Below are 17094 nucleotides of genomic sequence, written 5' to 3' on the forward strand. Positions count from 1 at the left end.
CGCTGCGGGTCACGGGCGGTGCGCTACTTCGGCCACCGGGGCGAAGCTGTGTGCGGGAACGGTCACGATGCGCTGGGCGCCGCATCGGCAGCCTTGGTATCCGACGAGCCCCTCGCTCGTGTCGTGGGTGGAGTGAGTGGTCCAGGTGTGTGCGGTGTGTTCGGTGCTCATGCGTCCATCGTGATGTAATGGTCTTGTGCACATCAACCCTTACGGCGAGTACGCGGTCAAGCTCGGCATCGATCTGCTCAATTCGCCACCCACCTCCGCGACCGAACTCGGCGATCGCTGCATCGACGCAGGCCTCGTGCCGGACTGGACCGCAACCGATGCAGACCTGGTCGACACCCTCGAATTCCTGCGAGACTGGGCGCGTGTGGTGGACGCGCGCTCCGAGAACGAGCGGGCCGACGCGCTCAACGCACTTCTGGCACAGGCGTCGGCGTACCCGCGGTTGACCAACCACGCCGACGACGGCTGGCACATGCACTACCGCGATCCCAACATCGAACTCGGCGGCGTCATCAGGGCACTGGTGAGTGTCGGCACCGCACTGCACCTGACCGGCCGCGGCATGTCTCGCCTCGATCGGTGCGCCGCCGCAGATTGCACGCTCGCGTTCGCGGACACCTCGAGAACCGGCAGGCAGCGGTACTGCGGAACGGTGTGCTCCAATCGCGACGCGGTGCGCCGGCATCGAGCGCGTGCAGCGTCCTGATCGGATCGGCCCTCGCACCACCTCCGCCGACCGGAAAGCTAGGACTTTCGGTTGTACAGGCGCATCGTGATCGGTCCGAACACCGCCAGCATGACGGCGCAGAGCACAAGCGTCACGCCCAATTGGCCGGTGTCTACATCGCCTTGCATCAGGCCACGCAGAGACGTGACCAGAAAGCTGACCGGGTTGACGTCGACGAACGCGCGGAGCCATCCGGGCATCGTGTTGGGGTCGACGAAGATGTTGCTCGCGAAGGTCAGCGGAAACAGGATGAACATCGAGACGCCCATCACGGCGGCCTCGGTGCGCACGATCATGGCGATCATCGTCCAGATCCAGGACAGGCAGAACGAGAACACCAGCAGCAGTGCAATCGAGGCCACGACGCCGAGGAGACCGCCCTGCGGTCGGAAACCGAGGATCAATCCGAGGATCAGCACGATCGCCGAGGCCAACGTATAGCGAACGACATCTCCGAGCAGCGCGCCGACCAGCGGTGAAGGCCGCCAGATGGGCAGCGAACGGAAACGGTCGAACACTCCTTTCTCGATGTCCTTGTTCATGGTCACCCCGGTGTACATCGTGATCATCACCACGGTCTGCACGAGGATCCCCGGGAGCAGGAACTGGATGTACGCCTGGGTCGACCCGGCCAGCGCGCCGCCGAACAGGTACGTGAACAGCAAGGTGAACATGATGGGGAAGGCCGTCACATCGAACAGTTGCTCGGGCACGTGCTTGATCTTGAGCAGCGCTCGCCAGCCGAAGCTCAGCGACGTCGACAACGACGACGGACGCGGTGGACGAGGCCCGGCGGCAGCGAGCACATCGATGATGGTCGACGCTTTCGGCGTCGACTGCTGGGTTTCGGCAGTCATGACGCAACCTCTCGGTCGGATTCGATCTCGGTTGTGGAGCCGGCATCGTGCCCGGTGAGAGCGAGGAACACCTCGTCCAGGCTGGGTTGGCCGAGAGTGAAGGATGCGATGGCAATGCCCGCCGTTTCGAGGGCGGGCAGTACGGGCGCGGCCTGTGCCGTGTTGTCCAAGCGAGCGGTGACAGTGGACGGGTCCGGATCCTCGGTGATGTTGCCACCGAGTAGATCTCGCAGGATCTGCGCGGCGGCGGTCCGCTGGGCGGAATCGAGAACGCGTAGGTGCAGGGAATTCGATCCCACCGATGCCTTCAGCTCGCTCGTCGTACCTTCGGCGATGACCTTGCCGCGGTCGATGACCGCGACACGCCCGGCCAACTGATCGGCCTCGTCGAGGTACTGAGTGGTCAGCAACACCGTCGTCCCGCCGGCCACCAATGCGCGAACGATCTCCCACACGTGGTTGCGGCTGCGGGGATCGAGTCCGGTGGTGGGTTCGTCGAGAAAGATGAGTTCGGGAGTGACGATGATGCTCGCGGCGATGTCGATGCGCCTGCGCATGCCGCCGGAATAGGTCTTGACCTGTCGAGGGCCTGCGTCCGCGATGTCGAACGCGGTCAGCAACTGCTCGGCTCGCGACCGGGCTGCGGGCCGCGAGTAGCCGAGCAGTCGAGCGAGGAGCACCAGATTTTCGGTGCCGGTGAGGTCCTCGTCCAGTGAGGCGAATTGCCCTGTCAGAGCGACCTTCTGCCGGACGGCCTCGGGTTCGGTCGCCACGTCGTGACCCAGTACGCGAGCGCTGCCACCGTCGATCGGGAGCAAGGTGGCAAGCATCCGGATGGTCGTCGTCTTACCTGCGCCGTTCGGCCCGAGTACTCCGTAGACCCCGCCGGACGGTATGGACAGATCGACTCCGTCGACCGCGGTGTTCGTCCCGAAACGCTTGACGAGAGCGTGTGTCTCGATGGCCGACATGTCTCTCGATTCCTCCAGCGGGCCACTCGCCCGATTACCCACGATTGTCCGATTCTCCATCAAGGATGAAACTCAGTCCACTTCCGCGCAAACGATTTTCCGTCGCGAACCATCCTCGGGTCGGTTTGTTCCGAATATGTACTGCGGCGGGAAAAGGCGGAGGTTTCGATATGAGAGCGATATGACCACTAGTGTCGTGATCGATGAACTCGATCATGAACACGTCTGTTGGGACGACCTTCCGATGAGCACGCCGTTGTTCGACGCGTCCGAATCGTCGGATTCCGGCCGGGACCGGACGACGTCCGACGCCGCAGAGAGCTATGCGGCCGAGGATGCGGTGTGTGCTGTTCCCAGTCCGCAGCTCAAGAACCTGCGGGCCGAAGAAGCGGATCGACTCCGTCGATTGATGGCGTCGGTTGCGCAGGGCGATCGGGCTGCGTTCGCCGAGCTGTACGACGCGACCTCCTCTCGGGTCTACGGCATGGTGTTGCGGGTGCTTCGCGATCCGGGGTACAGCGAGGAAACCGCGCAGGAAGTGTTCCTCCAGATCTGGCGTGCAGCACCGAATTACGATCCGAATCAGGGCAGCCCGCTTGCCTGGATCATGACGCTTGCCCACCGCCGCGCTGTCGATCGGGTTCGAAGTGAACAGTCGGGTACCGACCGTGAAGCCGCTTACGGAGCGGTGAGTCACACACCCGAGCACGACGAGGTGCTCGAGACGGTGACGCAGAGGCTCGAATCGGAGGCAGTGGTCGCCTGTCTCGAAACCTTGACCGATACGCAGAGCGAGTCGGTACGAATGGCTTATTACAGCGGTTACACCTATCGCGAAGTTGCGGAGCGGCTCGGGGTCGCAGTTCCCACCATCAAGTCGCGCATACGAGACGGATTGATCAAATTGAAGACATGTCTGGGGGTGATCCCGCAATGAGCGAACCACGGCAACGACTGCTCGACGACGCGGAGATCTACGCCCTCCACGCGACGACGGACTCCGAGCGGCGCAACATCGAAGCCGAGCGGCTGCGCGTCGACGACGCCTCGCGTGATCGGTTCGACATGCTCGTGGGTGAGATCCAGGAGACGCTGGCATTGGCCGCTGCGGTCGACGCCACACCGGCTCCCGATCGCATGCGGCAGGTGATTCTCGATCAGGTCGCCTCCAGCAACCAGGAACCGACGGTTCGGGAACTTCCGCCCAATGTCACGTCCTTGCACGGGCATCGGCGTGAACGGTCGAAGACGTGGCGATACTCGATGATGTCGGCTGCTGCGGCAGTGGTCGTCGCCGTCGGAGGCGTCGTGATCGTGACGCAGACGATGGGCACCGATCCGCAGCCTTCGCAGGCTGAGCAGATCGTCGCTGCTTCCGATGCCCGGCAGGCGACGGCGGAGTTCCCCGGTGGTGGTTCGGCGACGGTGTCGTACTCGCTGTCCCAGAACGCGGCCGTGGTCGCCCTCGACGGGGTTTCGCAGCCGCCGCCCGGCCGCGTCTATCAGATGTGGTTCGTCGACGGCTCTCCTCGATCGGCCGGTGTGATGACCGAAGAGCAGGTCACGTCGAAGTCCGGAACAGTGGTGGACGGTCTCGGAGCTGCGACGAACTTCGCGGTCTCGCTCGAGCCCGCCGGTGGATCGCCGCAGCCCACCGAGGTTCTCACGATGGTGACTCTGAACGCCTGACCGGAGTACACAACCCGGGCGGTTCGACCGTCGGCGTCAGATGCCGATGTCGAACCGCCCGAGCGTTCGGATCACCGCTGCCATCTGGCCGTACGCTCCGGTCGCGAGATTTTCCAACAGGGCCAGCTTGATCTCCGGCGCGTCGCGCGTGAGCGCCTCGAAGTGCGCCGTGGACACGACCATGAGATCGACCGGGGTGTCGGCCACCATGTCGAGCAGAAACGGCACCGACATCAGCAGCGGCATCTCACCGAAACTCATGCCGGGCGACAGTGTCGTGATGCGGTGGCTGCCACCGTCGGCGGACACGGCCGTGGATGTCACTTCCCCGCGCAGCATCAGAAACAGGCCTGCCGCCGAGTCGCCGTGGCGCACGATGACGTCACCGCGCGCGTAGTGCCGCTTCTCCAGATACGGAGTCACCGCCTCGAATTGGGCAGCAGACAGCCCGGAGAGCAACGGATGCTCGGCGGGTGCGACGACGCTCGGCTGTCGCACACCCGCACAATGCCGATCGAGAAGCAGGTTCTCGGCCCACTGGATGGCCGAACCCAGGCTCGAATAGACCCGACCCGCCGGATCGGCCGGGTCGAGGCTCGACGTGGTGTGACCCATGATCGCTCTCGGATCCACCAGGCCCACCACACAGCCGTGTTCCGCCAGATCCCGGCGTAGATCCTCGAACATGGTCCGAGCGATGTCACTGACCTCGTCGACTCCCCGCATGTCGATGACGAGGGCATCCAGTTCCCGGTCCAGGTCGCCGATCTCGCGGACGGCGGTCTCGGCACCGGAGAACAGCAGGTCTCCATGCAATTCGTACACGCGGGCGCGATCTCCGACGGCGGCCAAGGTGGCCTGTTCGACGTCGGATCGCCGTTTGCGCGACGGTGCCTCGGTGAGAACGTATCGACGCCGAATCGAGGACTTGGCCGCGCGAGTGACGTGCAGGAAGTGCAGTTCGAGGCGGCTCGAGAGTTCTCGGCAGGCGGCGACTCCGCGCACGCTGTTCCCGTGCGAATCGAGCCGTGGTGAGTAGACGGCAATCCCCATCTGACCCGGGAGTACCGCGAGAATCCCGCCTCCGACCCCACTCTTGGCCGGCATGCCCACCCGCGCGACCCAGTCGCCCGCGCCGTCGTACATTCCACACGTCGTCATGACCGACAGCACTCGTTCGACCAGATCCGGTGCCAGTGCCCGTTCTCGGGTGCGCGGGTTGACGCCGTTGTTGGCCATGGTGGCCGCCATCATCGCAAGGTCCTCTGCGGTGACGTCGATCGAGCACTGGCGAAAGTACAGATCGACGGCAGCATCGGGGTCGTGCTCGATGATGTCGAACGATCGAAGCATGTACCCGATGGCGCGGTTGCGATTGCCGGTGCGGGCCTCCGACCGGTAGACGGCGTCGTTGAAGGTCAAAGACCTACCCGCATAACGCGAGTACGAGGCACGAATGCGCTCGAATCGATCCTCGGCACTTCGCCCGGCGATCAGCGACGCCGACGTGATGGCACCGGCGTTGATCATCGGGTTGCGTGGCCGCTCGGTGACGGGGTCGAGGCTGATCTCGTTGAACGGTTCGCCGGACGGCTCCACATCGATCTTGCGTGCGACGGCATCGAGTCCACGGTCGGCCAACGCCAGGGCATACGTGAACGGCTTGGAGATCGATTGGATCGTGAAGGGTAACCGGGTGTCCCCGACCTCGTAGACGTAGCCGTCGGTTGTCGTCAGCGCGATTCCGAACCCGTCCGGCGTGACAGCGGCGAGTTCGGGAATGTAGTCCGCCACTTGCCCGGACGTATCGTCTCGGCACAGTTCGTGGACTCGGCGCAGGATCGCATCGACGACGTTGCTCATGGGCCACACTGTATGTGTGATGTCCGATTCGACACCGTCGAGATTAGGGGCGGCTGATCCGGGGAACCTCGATGCCCAGCTGTACTGTCAGCGGAACCGTGCTGGGCGGAGCAGCACGCAGCGGTGACTCCGTAGACTGAAAGTTCGATCATGTTTTCCGGCCGGAGGGAGCGATCTCGTTGGGTGTCCTAGCGCGAATTCAGACGCCCGAGGACTTGCGCGACCTCGGTACTGCGGAGCTGGCCGAGTTGGCCCGCGAGATCCGTGCGTTTCTCGTCGAGAAGGTGTCTGCCACGGGCGGGCACCTCGGTCCCAACCTCGGCGTGGTGGAACTGACGCTGGCGATTCACCGCATCTTCGAGTCGCCGCGCGATCCCGTCATATTCGACACCGGCCACCAGGCCTACGTGCACAAGATGTTGACCGGGCGTGCCGATCTCTTCGACACGCTCCGCAAGCAGGGCGGTTTGTCGGGCTACCCGTCACGGGCGGAGAGCGAGCACGACTGGGTCGAGTCCTCGCACGCGTCGGCGTCCCTCTCGTACGCGGACGGCCTCGCCAAAGCGTTCGCCCTCAAGGGTGAGACCGACCGGCACGTCGTTGCCGTGGTCGGTGACGGTGCGCTCACCGGCGGAATGTGCTGGGAGGCATTGAACAACATCGCTGCCGGCCGCGACCGATCACTGGTCATCGTCGTCAACGACAACGGCCGCTCGTACGCACCGACCATCGGCGGCCTGGCCGACCACCTTGCCGCGCTTCGACTTCAGCCCGGCTACGAAAAGGTGCTGGACAACGGACGCCGCATCGTGCGCCGCATTCCGATCGTCGGCCCCACCGCCTACGCGATGCTGCACGGCATGAAAGCCGGAGTGAAGGACGCGATCAGCCCCCAGGTGATGTTCACCGACCTCGGTATCAAATACCTCGGTCCGGTGGATGGACACGACCAGCACGCGATGGAATCTGCCCTGCGCCGGGCCAAGGCGTTCGGCGGTCCTGTCATCGTCCACGCGGTGACCCGCAAGGGTATGGGCTACGTCCACGCCGAGAACGACATCGCCGACCAGATGCACGCGACCGGCATCATCGATCCGTTGACGGGTCTGGCGCGATCGAAGTCCGCCCCCGACTGGACCTCCGTGTTCTCGGCCGCACTGATCGAACAGGGCGAACAGAACGAGGACGTCGTCGCCATCACCGCAGCGATGGCTGCGCCCACCGGTCTCGCAGCGTTCGGGGTTCGGTTCCCCGACAGGTTGTTCGATGTCGGTATTGCCGAGCAGCATGCGATGACATCGGCTGCCGGCTTGGCGCTCGGCGGCATGCATCCGGTGGTCGCGATTTACTCGACCTTCCTCAATCGGGCGTTCGATCAGTTGCTGATGGACGTGGCACTGCTCGGGCTACCGGTCACCGTGGTGCTGGACCGCGCGGGTGTCACCGGTGCCGACGGTGCCAGCCACAACGGCATGTGGGATATGTCTCTGCTCGGGATTATCCCCGGCATGAGGGTGGCGGCACCGCGAGATGCCGAAACCCTGCGGGAGGAGTTGGCAGAGGCGATCGCGACGTCCGACGGACCGACCGCGCTGCGTTTCCCGAAGGGTGCAGTCACCGAGACCGTGCCGGCCGTGCGCAGGCTGGACGGAATTGTCGACGTACTGACCGAACCGGCCGAGGCGACGGGCGATGTGTTGATCGTCGCAGTCGGTGTGTTCGGTCCGCTTGCACTGCACGCCTCGGAAAAACTGCAGCAGGACGGCATCTCGGTGGCCGTGGTCGACCCCAGATGGGTGCTGCCGATCCCGCAGGCGCTGCTGAAATTGGCGGAGGACTACCGACTCGTGGTCACCCTGGAGGACAGTGGCCTGCACGGCGGCATCGGTTCGACGCTGTCGGCGGCTCTCCGGGGGGCGGGCGTCGATACTCCGTGCCGCGATCTCGGTGTGCCACAACGTTTTCTGGACCACGCGTCACGCGAGCAACTACACCACGAACTCGGCCTCACGTGCGACGACGTGGTGCAGCGAGTCTCGCACTGGGTCAAGAGTCTCTGAGGATCGCATCCCGCCGGACGTCGACGCCGAACACGGCGCGGCGTCCGGCCAGCGCGCCGGCAACGGCCATGGGAGCCGTCACCGCGAGCAGGAACATCACCGACGGTTCCCAGCGCTGCGAGGCCGAATGGATCGCCCCGCACACCAGCGGGCCGCAGGCAGCCAATACGTAGCCCACCGTCTGCGCCATGGAACTGAGCGACGCAGCGTCGCGTGCGGTCGCAGCCCGCAGATTCATCAACGTCATCGCCAGGGACAGCTGTCCACCCTGCCCGAGTCCCAGCAAGACCGCCCACAGCAGCGCCCAGGAATCGGCCGAGGACAACACACCCACCAGGCCCGCGCATGTCGGCAACACCACGGCAGCGGCCAGGAGGCTCTGATCGGGCAGCCTGGTCGCCAGATTGGGAACGGTCAGCGCCGTCACGACGCTGCTCACCGACAGAGCCGTCAACAACACACCGGCAGCGGCCGCGTCCACTCCGCGATCCTGATAGATCGTCGGCAGCCACGCGATCAACGAATACGCCATCAGCGACTGCAACCCCATGAACGCCGTCACCGCCCACGCGACGGGGGAGCGAAGTACGCCCGAAGTGCCCTGTGCGCCCACAGCACCGGGAACCGCAGGCGACTTCGATCCGACGAACGTCCGGGAGAACACCGCCATGCACAGAGCCGCGATCATCACCGGCACCGACCACAATCCCAGGACCCACCGCCACCCACCGCCGAGTGCCTCCGCCACCGGAACCGAAACCCCCGACGCGACACCGGCACTGGCACTGATCACAGCAGTCAAAACACCGGTCAACAGCCCCAACCGCCGGCCCGAAACAGCCCGATCTTCAGGTCGTTCCGGCCGGCTCCACTCCTGCACGATCACGCGCACCAGAACCGGCCCCAACACATTCGCTACCGCAATACCAGCAGCGGCGACAAGGGTCCCCGCCACCAGGATCGGCCAGGACGGAACCGCGCGCACCGCGGTTCCGACGGCGACGAGGATCAGACAGCAGACGAGCACGTTCTCCACCCGTGCGCGGCGCACGAAATAGCCTGCGGCGGCGGCGCACACGCCGAGACAGATCACCGGCCCCGTCGTCAACAGGGCCATCGATACGGAGTCGGCGGAGTAGAACGCCGCTATGTCGGAGGTGAGGGCGGAGGTACTGCCGAACAGCAGGCGAAGACCGAGACCGAACAGTACGACGGTCACTACAGCGAACACACTTCGTGGATTCATGGCCTGCTTTCGGCGGCAGATCGACGGATTGTTTCCCTGACTCACAATGCACTATCGGTCAAGTGAGATCTCGCCTGGACACACCGGGCAGACGGAGTGCGCGGTTTGCGAGTGAGAAGCGTCGGAACTGGCCGGTGCCGAAGTCCTGAGACGGGGCAGAAGAGTGGAGTCGGCTGTCGGCGATGACGGTGTGCGGGCGGACGCTAGTGTTCCGCTACCCATTCTTCGACCTGAACACGGTCGATGAGATGGGCCAGAGCGAAGGGATCGTGCGCGAACATCCGCTCGACACTTTCCTTGTCGGCACCCTCGACGATCATCGTCGCGCCGCTGTGGTCGGCGAGAGGACTCGACGATCGAAGGATCTTGCGGCGCTCGAGTTCGCGGAGCCACGCGCGGTGATCGGTTCGGTGATCGTCACGGCCGGAGGATGTTTCGGGGGAATACGCGTATTCGACGACGAACATCGGCATGTCAGATCTCCATGTCCTCGAGCTCCATTCCCTTGGTTTCCCTGATCCTGTACTTGACGAAGAAGAACGACAGGATCGCGAAGAACGCAAAGAACGAATAGATGAAACCGAGTCCGATGGAATCGGATAACGGCGGAAACGCCAGGGTGATGGCGAAATTCGCAATCCAGTTCGCCGCGGTACTGATACCGAGAGCGACGGCTCGCATACGGTTGGGGAACATCTCGCCGAGCATCACCCACATGATCGGTCCCCAGGTCGCGGCAAAGAAGACAACGAACAGGTTCGCACCGACGAGCGCGACCGGGCCCCACGGCGACGGCAATTCGAGCTGGTCCCCGCTGCCCACTGCCTGAGTGAACGAGACCGCAGCGAGTACGAGGCCGACGAACATTCCGATCGAGCCGATCATGAGCAGATTCCTGCGGCCGAATCGGTCCACGAACAAGATGGCGACAAATGTCATCGACACGTTGATCACGGAGGTGATGACCGAGGTCACGAACGATTGGTTCTCACTGAAACCTACAGACTTCCACAGAGTCGTCGAGTAGTAGAAAATCGCGTTGATTCCGACCAACTGCTGCAGAATTGCCATCGTGATTCCGACCCAGACGATCGGTTGCAGACCGAACTTGGGTCCACGGATGTCGGCGAAGGACGACTTGGTTTCTCGGCGCAGGGTCAGTCGAATCTCCTTGACCCTCTCGTTCGGATTCACCTCTCCGGTGATGTCCCCCAGAATGCGAGCCGCTTCTTCGTCGAGGTGTTTCCCGACCAGATACCGTGGCGATTCCGGAATCAGCGTGGCAAGAAAGCCGTAGACGAGAGCCGGTGCGACGCCGACGAGAAACATCCACCGCCAGGCTTCGAGTCCGAACCACAGGTCGTTCGACGGTCCGCCTGCGGCGTTCTGCAGCACCGCGTCCGACAGCAGAGCAGCGAAAATTCCGACGGTGATCGCGAGCTGTTGCAGCGATGCCAATCCGCCGCGGTAGCGGGCGGGGGCGATCTCGGAGATGTATGCGGGCGCGATCACCGACGCGATGCCGATGCCGAGGCCACCGAGCACACGCCAGAGCATGAGATCCGGAACGCTGAAAGCGAAACCGGACCCCACGGACGAAATGGTGAACAGCGCAGAACCGAGCAGCATCACCTTCTTTCGGCCCCAGCTGTCGGCAAGGCGGCCGGCGAACCAGGCACCGACCGCGCAGCCGAGAAGTGCGATGGCCACCGCAAAGCCGGTGACGAACGACGACAGTGCGAAGTTCTCCTGAATGGAGTCCACCGCGCCGTTGACGACGGACGAATCGAATCCGAACAAGAAGCCGCCGACTGCAGCGGCGATCGTGACTCCGATAACTTTTGCGGTGTGCCGATCGGTGGATTGCGTCATCGCGTGACCCAGCTTTCGAGGTGAACCAGCGTCCGTGGTGGTCGATCGCCATCATCGTCCTCGCAGGGGCGGCTCGTCAGTGAAATCGCCTCATTTTCGCCGAGCTCGACGTTGTGGACGAAAATCCGCCGAAAATCGTCCACAGCGTCGAGTTCGACGGAAGGCCATCATCGCGATCGTGTGGCCAACCAGTCCTCGAATGTCTGTGTCCCGTGATCGGCATCGTCCGAGGTAACCAACGACCCGTCACGCATCGCGCGGCCGTAGGCACCCGGAATGGGTACTTCGAGCACAATTCCCCGCGCCCCGATGGCCCGCGCGTAGCCCCGCACCATCTCGGCCATGCGCTCCCGGCGCGGTCCTCCGAGATCGGCGACGCGGCCCGCGGGCGGACGTTCTGCCAAGTCGATCAGACGCTCGGCTACCTCGCGGGCGGCGATCGGTTGCGAGACCATCTTCGGGATGACGGACAGGGGTCCGAACGAGGCCCGGGAGCGAATCTGCGCCGCGAATTCGTGGAACTGAGTGGCGCGCAGGATCGTCCACGGCACGGTTCCCGAGCGAATGATGTTCTCCTGCTCGACCTTTCCGGCGTAGTAGGAGTGCGGGGCCGTGTCGATTCCCACGATCGACAACGCCAGGTGATGACCGACACCGGCCTCGACTTCCGCCCGGAGCACATTGCGGGTGACGGCGGAGAAGAACGCCGTCGATTCCTTCGCCGAGACCGTCTGAGTCGAGGCGACGTCGACCACCACATCGACGCCGGACAACGCGTCGGACAGTCCTGATCCGCTGACCAGATCCACGCCCGCGGATCGCGACAGAACCACAACTTCGTGGCCGCGTTCGCGAGCGACCTCGACGACATGCACGCCGACGGTTCCGGTTCCACCGGCTACGGCTGTTCTCATCGAGAATCCTTCCCTGGCGTCGGAGCGCAGGCAGAGGTGAGCAAGGTCTCCGCGAATCTCCGAGCGCTTCGTAGATCGGCATCGTCGGGGTGGGACTTGTGGATTCCGCCGACGACCTTGAACGGTAGAAAAGTATCGTGGGCTCGACACGAGAAGGAACTGCTCACCACGAATCCTTTGCGTTCGAGTGGGAGGGTGAGAGAACGCGAAAATCTGTGTAGTCCGGACTCGGGGAAGCCACTGGTCGCAAATGTGAAGGCTCGCTGTCCTGAAATTGCAGGCAGCGACTCCACGAACGACAGAAGCTGCCTGTGATGTTTACCCATGTAAGTTCCCGACCCGAAGCCCACGAACTCGCAATCGGCGATCTGTGCGGGATCGATCCGGTCCGGCGTCGTCACGATCGCGTCGAGCACAGAGCCCATGGTTTCGGCAACTTTGGCAGTGTTGTGGTGGGGACCGGATACATAGACGATCAACCTGCTCGAATGTCGTTTCATACTTCTCTGACGACGCAGGGCGCGAGAATGTATGGCGTCACCTCCAGTGCCGGAGTTTGTCGGGATTGAGCACGATCCAAACATCGGACACCGACCCGTTCGAAGTAGCAAACCCCATGACGCCGACCACAACGCGGTTGCTCCGGGCCACGATGCCCGAGAGACCATTGACGGATTCGATGGACCACTCGAGGGCCCTCGACTTCTCGGCAACTCCTCGGATGAACCGCGCTACTCGATCGGAGCCGACGACGGGATTGCGGGCCGCAGACACGACTCCGCCTCCGTCACTGATCAGGGTGACGTCGGGGGCGAGTAGGGAGACCAGCGAGGCGATGTCGCCACCTCCCGAGGCCGCGGCGAACGCCCGCACGACGCGGTCGTGCTCGCGGGGGTCGGCGCTGGAACGGCGTGAGTGCACCTGAGTCCGCGCGGCAGAGGCGAGTTGACGGCACGCAGCCGGAGATCGATCGAGGACGGTCGCGATCTCGTCGAAGGGAACGGCGAATGCGTCGTGCAGGACGAACGCGACGCGCTGCGCCGGAGTGAGTGATTCGAGGACGACGAGCAGGGCCATGGTCACCGACTCCTGCTGCGCCACTCGGTCGGCCGGGTCCGTGGCGGTCACATTGTCGGCACCGAGCCCGCTGATGGGTTCGGGAAGCCACTGACCGACGTACTTCTCGCGGCGAACGCGGGCCGACGCCAGGACGTCGAGGCAGATGCGGCTCACGACGCGGGTGAGCCACGCTGCCGGTACGTCGATGGCGTTGCGTTCGGCCTCGGTGAGCCGGTACCAGCGGACCAGCGCTTCGGATGCTGCGTCTTCGGCGTCGCTGTAGGAACCCAGCATTCGATAGCCGACGTTGATCAGCCGACCGCGTTCGTTGTTCATCGCGTCAGACCTTAGCCCGACACGACAAAGCCGAGTTCGAGGTCATGGACGTCGATTCCGGAAAATCCGTCCACAACCTCGAACTCGGCGTGCCTTGGGGTCAGACGCTGGCTACGCCCGGTGCCAGGAAGCGCTGACCGGTCGCGGCCTCGGATGCACCGCTGCGGTCCAGGTACGGGGTGATGCCACCGTTCCAGAAACCGAAGCCGCCGCCGAGGAGCAGGCAGAGGTCGATGTCCTCGGCTGCTGCCACGACGCCCTCGTCGAGCATGATCTTGATCTCGTCGGCGATGGCGTTGCGGGTGCGCTCGAGCACCTGCTCGGCGGTCGACGGCGAGTCACCCTGCGGCCACAGCGCGGCGACCTCGGGATCGACGACCTGACCCTCGGGGCCGTAGGTCCAGACGCCCGGCTTCTTGGCCTCGACGAGTGCGCGGAAACCGGGAGAGTCCTTGAACCGCTCCGGGTATGCCTCGGCGAGGGTTTCGGCGGTGTGCAGTGCCACCGCCGGGCCGACGAGGGCCAGCAGAGTCAGCGGGCTCATCGGCATGCCGAGCTCGCCCACTGCGCCGTCGGCGACATCGAACGGGGTGCCCTCGTCGATGGCACTGATGATCTCGTTCGATGCGCGAGTGACGAGACGGTTGAAGACGAATCCGGGAAGATCGGCCGACAGTACAGCCGACTTCTTCAGCGTCTTCGCGGTCGCGAAAGCCGTTGCGAGAGTTGCGTCATCGGTCTTCTCGCCCTTGACGACCTCGAGCAGTGGCAGGACTGCAACGGGGTTGAAGAAGTGGAAGCCCACGACGCGCTCGGGGTGCTTCAGGTCCGCGGCCATCTCGGTGATCGACAACGAGGAGGTGTTGGTGGCGAGAATCGTTTCCGCAGAGACGAATTCCTCGACCTCGGCGAACACCTTCTTCTTCACGTCGAGGTTCTCGAACACTGCCTCGATGACGAAGTCCGTCGTGGCGAAGGCGGACTTGTCGATGGATCCGGAGACCAACGCCTTCAACCGATTTGCGGCATCGGGGGACAGGCGCTTCTTGCCGAGCAGCTTGTCGATCTCACCGTGCACGTACCCGACGCCCTTGTCGATGCGCTCCTGATCGATGTCGGTGAGGATCACCGGCACTTTGAGCTGGCGCACGAACAACAGTGCGAGCTGGCTGGCCATCAATCCGGCACCGACGATGCCGACGCCGGAAATCTTGCGGGCGAGCGACTTGTCCGGTGCACCGGCGGGACGCTTCGCACGCTTCTGCACCAGATCGAAGGCGTACAGGCCCGCGCGCAGTTCGTCCTTGACCAACAACGTGGACAGAGCCTCGTCCTCGGCCGCAAAGGCCTTGTCGAGGGACGCCGAATCGGTGATGTCGGTGTTCTTGGCGAGCTCGAGCAGCTCCACCGCAGCAACCGGGCCAGGGGCGAAGTTGTTGGTCTTGCCCTTCACGATCCCCTTGGCACGAGCGATCGCGTCGTCCCAGGCCTGCCCGCGGTCGATCTCGGGACGGTTGGGAACGATCTCGCCCTTGATCACCTGAGCGGCCCATGCGAGGGACTGCTCGATGAAGTCGGCTCCGCCGAACAGGGCATCGGCGATACCGAGGTCGAGTGCCTGCTGCGGCTTGAGGACGCGGTTCTGATTCAGTGCATTCTCGATGACGACGGTGACGGCGTTCGAGGCTCCGATGATGTTGGGCAGCAACTGAGTTCCGCCCCATCCCGGCACCAGGCCGAGGAAGGCCTCGGGCAGGCCGAGCGCGGCAGCGTTCTCCGCGACGGTCCGGTAGTGCGAGTGCAGGCCCACTTCGAGACCGCCGCCGAGAGCGGCACCGTTGATGAAGGCGAACGTCGGGATCTTCGACTCACGCAGGCGACGGAAGACCTTGTGGCCGAGCTGCCCGATCTGCAGAGCCTCGTCCTTGGTCTTGATGTTCGGCACACCGTTGAGGTCGGCACCGACGGCGAAGATGAACGGCTTGCCGGTGACGGCGATCGCCACCGGGTTCGCTGCGAATGCTTCGTCGAGTGCGGCGTCGAACTTGGCCAGTCCGCCGGGACCGAAGGTCGACGGCTTGGTGTGGTCGAAACCGTTGTCGAGCGTCACGAGGGCGATGGAGCCGTCGAGCCCGGGTACGGAGATGATCTTGGTGAACGCGTTCGTGACAACCTCGTCCGGCATCACCGGTTTCCTTGTCGCTTCGCTCGTGGGGCTAGTGGTGATGTCGCTCATGCCTTGGCTCCCGAATAATCAGCGTGGTTGGGGTTCTCCCAGATGACGGTTCCGCCCATGCCGAGACCGATGCACATGGTCGTCAGGCCGTAACGGACGTCGGGCTGCTGGGCGAACTGTCGGCTCAGCTGTGTCATCAGGCGAACGCCCGAGGATGCGAGGGGGTGGCCACACGCGATGGCACCGCCCCACTGGTTGACGCGGGGGTCGTCGTCGGCGATGCCGTAGTGCTCGAGGAAGGCGAGTACCTGGATGGCGAAGGCTTCGTTGATCTCGAACAGGCCGATGTCTTCGATGCTCAATCCCGTTCGGCCCAGCAGCTTTTCGGTTGCGGGAACCGGGCCGATGCCCATGACGGCCGGGTCGACGCCTGCAAAGCTGAAGCCGACCATCCGCATGCCGATGTTCAGTCCGAGCTCGTGCGCGGTGTCCTCGCCGGCGAGAATCGCGGCGGTGGCACCGTCGTTGAGTCCCGCGGCGTTACCGGCGGTGACCCGACCTGCGGGCCGGAACGGCGTCTTGAGCTTGGCGAGATCGTCGACGGTGGTGCCGGGGCGAGGTGGCTCGTCCTCGGTGGCCAGGCCCCATCCTGCGGCGGATTTGGTGGCGACGGGAACGAGGGTGTCGGCGATGAAGCCGGCCTTCTTGGCGGCGTCGTACTTGTTCTGGCTGGCGACGGCGTACGCGTCGGTGCGCTCCTTGGTGATGCTCGGGAACCGGTCGTGCAGGTTCTCGGCGGTGTTACCCATCACCAGTGCGCTGGGATCGACGAGCTTGTCGGCAAGGAAGCGCGGGTTGGGGTCGACTCCCTCACCCATCGGGTGGCGGCCCATGTGCTCGACGCCACCGGCGATGACGACGTCGTACTGGCCGAAGCCGATGCCGGATCCGGTGGTGGTCACCGAGGTCATCGCGCCCGCACACATGCGGTCGATCGCGAATCCGGGGACGCTGCGGGGAAGTCCGGCGAGGAGTGCGGACGTACGGCCGATGGTCAGGCCCTGGTCACCGGTCTGCGTGGTCGCTGCAATGGCGACCTCGTCGATGCGCTCGGGAGGAAGGTTGGGGTTCTTGCGGAGAAGTTCGCGGATTGCCTTGACGACGAGGTCGTCTGCGCGAGTGTCGGCGTACATGCCCTTGGGGCCTGCTTTGCCGAACGGGGTACGGATGCCGTCGACGAAGACAACATTCCTTTGTGAGCTGGTGGACGCGGGTACAGACACGCTTTTCGATCCTCCCGAGAAAATGCGGA

The 17094-nt window shown here is 64.3% G+C and carries 16 protein-coding genes; 4 read left to right on the forward strand and 12 right to left on the reverse strand.

The genetic code is table 11. The features are described from left to right. Window positions 1-9: 9 nt before the first annotated feature. Complete coding sequence (locus ACNEOT_RS14280; RefSeq protein WP_415974656.1) at window positions 10-171, reverse strand: hypothetical protein; 162 nt, start codon at window positions 169-171, stop codon at window positions 10-12. Between the two features lie 25 nt (window positions 172-196). Here ACNEOT_RS14280 and ACNEOT_RS14285 point away from each other — a divergent pair, with 25 nt between their 5' ends. Further along, complete coding sequence (locus ACNEOT_RS14285; RefSeq protein WP_415974657.1) at window positions 197-718, forward strand: CGNR zinc finger domain-containing protein; 522 nt, start codon at window positions 197-199, stop codon at window positions 716-718. Between the two features lie 38 nt (window positions 719-756). Here ACNEOT_RS14285 and ACNEOT_RS14290 read toward each other — a convergent pair whose 3' ends face one another. Both ACNEOT_RS14290 and ACNEOT_RS14295 read right to left on the reverse strand, forming a co-directional pair. Continuing rightward, complete coding sequence (locus ACNEOT_RS14290) at window positions 757-1596, reverse strand: ABC transporter permease (protein ID WP_415974658.1); 840 nt, start codon at window positions 1594-1596, stop codon at window positions 757-759. Then, window positions 1593-2567, reverse strand: a complete 975-nt coding sequence (locus tag ACNEOT_RS14295; protein WP_415974659.1) for an ATP-binding cassette domain-containing protein — start codon at window positions 2565-2567, stop codon at window positions 1593-1595. Before ACNEOT_RS14295 ends, ACNEOT_RS14290 begins: the two co-directional genes overlap by 4 nt. A 181-nt stretch (window positions 2568-2748) precedes the next feature. Between ACNEOT_RS14295 and ACNEOT_RS14300 the strand changes: the two genes are divergently transcribed. Beyond that, window positions 2749-3504 carry a sigma-70 family RNA polymerase sigma factor gene (locus tag ACNEOT_RS14300; RefSeq protein WP_415974660.1) on the forward strand — a complete coding sequence of 252 codons (756 nt, stop codon included), beginning with the start codon at window positions 2749-2751 and terminating at the stop codon, window positions 3502-3504. Beyond that, window positions 3501-4256 carry an anti-sigma factor domain-containing protein gene (locus ACNEOT_RS14305; protein WP_415974661.1) on the forward strand — a complete coding sequence of 252 codons (756 nt, stop codon included), beginning with the start codon at window positions 3501-3503 and terminating at the stop codon, window positions 4254-4256. The genes ACNEOT_RS14300 and ACNEOT_RS14305 overlap by 4 nt, the downstream gene beginning before the upstream one ends. Window positions 4257-4292: 36 nt before the next feature. Here the strand turns inward: ACNEOT_RS14305 and glsA are convergent, their stop codons facing one another. Next, window positions 4293-6119: a glutaminase A gene (gene glsA, locus ACNEOT_RS14310; RefSeq protein WP_415974662.1), complete on the reverse strand. Its 1827-nt coding sequence runs from the start codon at window positions 6117-6119 to the stop codon at window positions 4293-4295. Between the two features lie 179 nt (window positions 6120-6298). Between glsA and dxs the strand changes: the two genes are divergently transcribed. Beyond that, window positions 6299-8179 carry a 1-deoxy-D-xylulose-5-phosphate synthase gene (gene dxs, locus ACNEOT_RS14315; RefSeq protein WP_415974663.1) on the forward strand — a complete coding sequence of 627 codons (1881 nt, stop codon included), beginning with the start codon at window positions 6299-6301 and terminating at the stop codon, window positions 8177-8179. On the opposite strand, the gene ACNEOT_RS14320 is transcribed toward dxs, so the two are convergent. The 8 genes from ACNEOT_RS14320 to ACNEOT_RS14355 form a co-directional block, all read right to left on the reverse strand. Continuing rightward, entirely contained in the window at window positions 8166-9425 is a 1260-nt protein-coding gene (locus tag ACNEOT_RS14320) for an MFS transporter (RefSeq protein ID WP_415974664.1), read from the reverse strand. The two genes, dxs and ACNEOT_RS14320, sit on opposite strands and share 14 nt — an antisense overlap. A 203-nt stretch (window positions 9426-9628) precedes the next feature. Further along, window positions 9629-9898, reverse strand: a complete 270-nt coding sequence (locus ACNEOT_RS14325) for a YciI family protein (RefSeq protein ID WP_415974665.1) — start codon at window positions 9896-9898, stop codon at window positions 9629-9631. Window position 9899: 1 nt separating this feature from the next. Further along, window positions 9900-11297, reverse strand: a complete 1398-nt coding sequence (locus ACNEOT_RS14330; RefSeq protein WP_415974666.1) for a sugar porter family MFS transporter — start codon at window positions 11295-11297, stop codon at window positions 9900-9902. Window positions 11298-11464: 167 nt separating this feature from the next. Beyond that, window positions 11465-12211, reverse strand: a complete 747-nt coding sequence (locus ACNEOT_RS14335) for an SDR family oxidoreductase (RefSeq protein ID WP_415974667.1) — start codon at window positions 12209-12211, stop codon at window positions 11465-11467. Next, window positions 12208-12795, reverse strand: coding sequence for a flavodoxin family protein (locus tag ACNEOT_RS14340; protein WP_415974668.1), 588 nt, complete (start codon window positions 12793-12795; stop codon window positions 12208-12210). Before ACNEOT_RS14340 ends, ACNEOT_RS14335 begins: the two co-directional genes overlap by 4 nt. Next, window positions 12749-13606 carry an RNA polymerase sigma factor SigJ gene (gene sigJ, locus ACNEOT_RS14345; RefSeq protein WP_415974669.1) on the reverse strand — a complete coding sequence of 286 codons (858 nt, stop codon included), beginning with the start codon at window positions 13604-13606 and terminating at the stop codon, window positions 12749-12751. Before sigJ ends, ACNEOT_RS14340 begins: the two co-directional genes overlap by 47 nt. 100 nt (window positions 13607-13706) lie before the next feature. Next, window positions 13707-15842: a 3-hydroxyacyl-CoA dehydrogenase NAD-binding domain-containing protein gene (locus ACNEOT_RS14350; protein ID WP_415974670.1), complete on the reverse strand. Its 2136-nt coding sequence runs from the start codon at window positions 15840-15842 to the stop codon at window positions 13707-13709. Beyond that, on the reverse strand, window positions 15839-17065 hold the full coding sequence (locus ACNEOT_RS14355) for a thiolase family protein (RefSeq protein WP_415974671.1): 1227 nt from the start codon (window positions 17063-17065) through the stop codon (window positions 15839-15841). Before ACNEOT_RS14355 ends, ACNEOT_RS14350 begins: the two co-directional genes overlap by 4 nt. Between the last annotated feature and the right edge of the window lie 29 nt (window positions 17066-17094).

It is taken from the genome of Rhodococcus sp. 077-4 (assembly GCF_047782425.1).
In the GTDB taxonomy this organism is placed as follows: Bacteria; Actinomycetota; Actinomycetes; order Mycobacteriales; family Mycobacteriaceae; genus Rhodococcoides.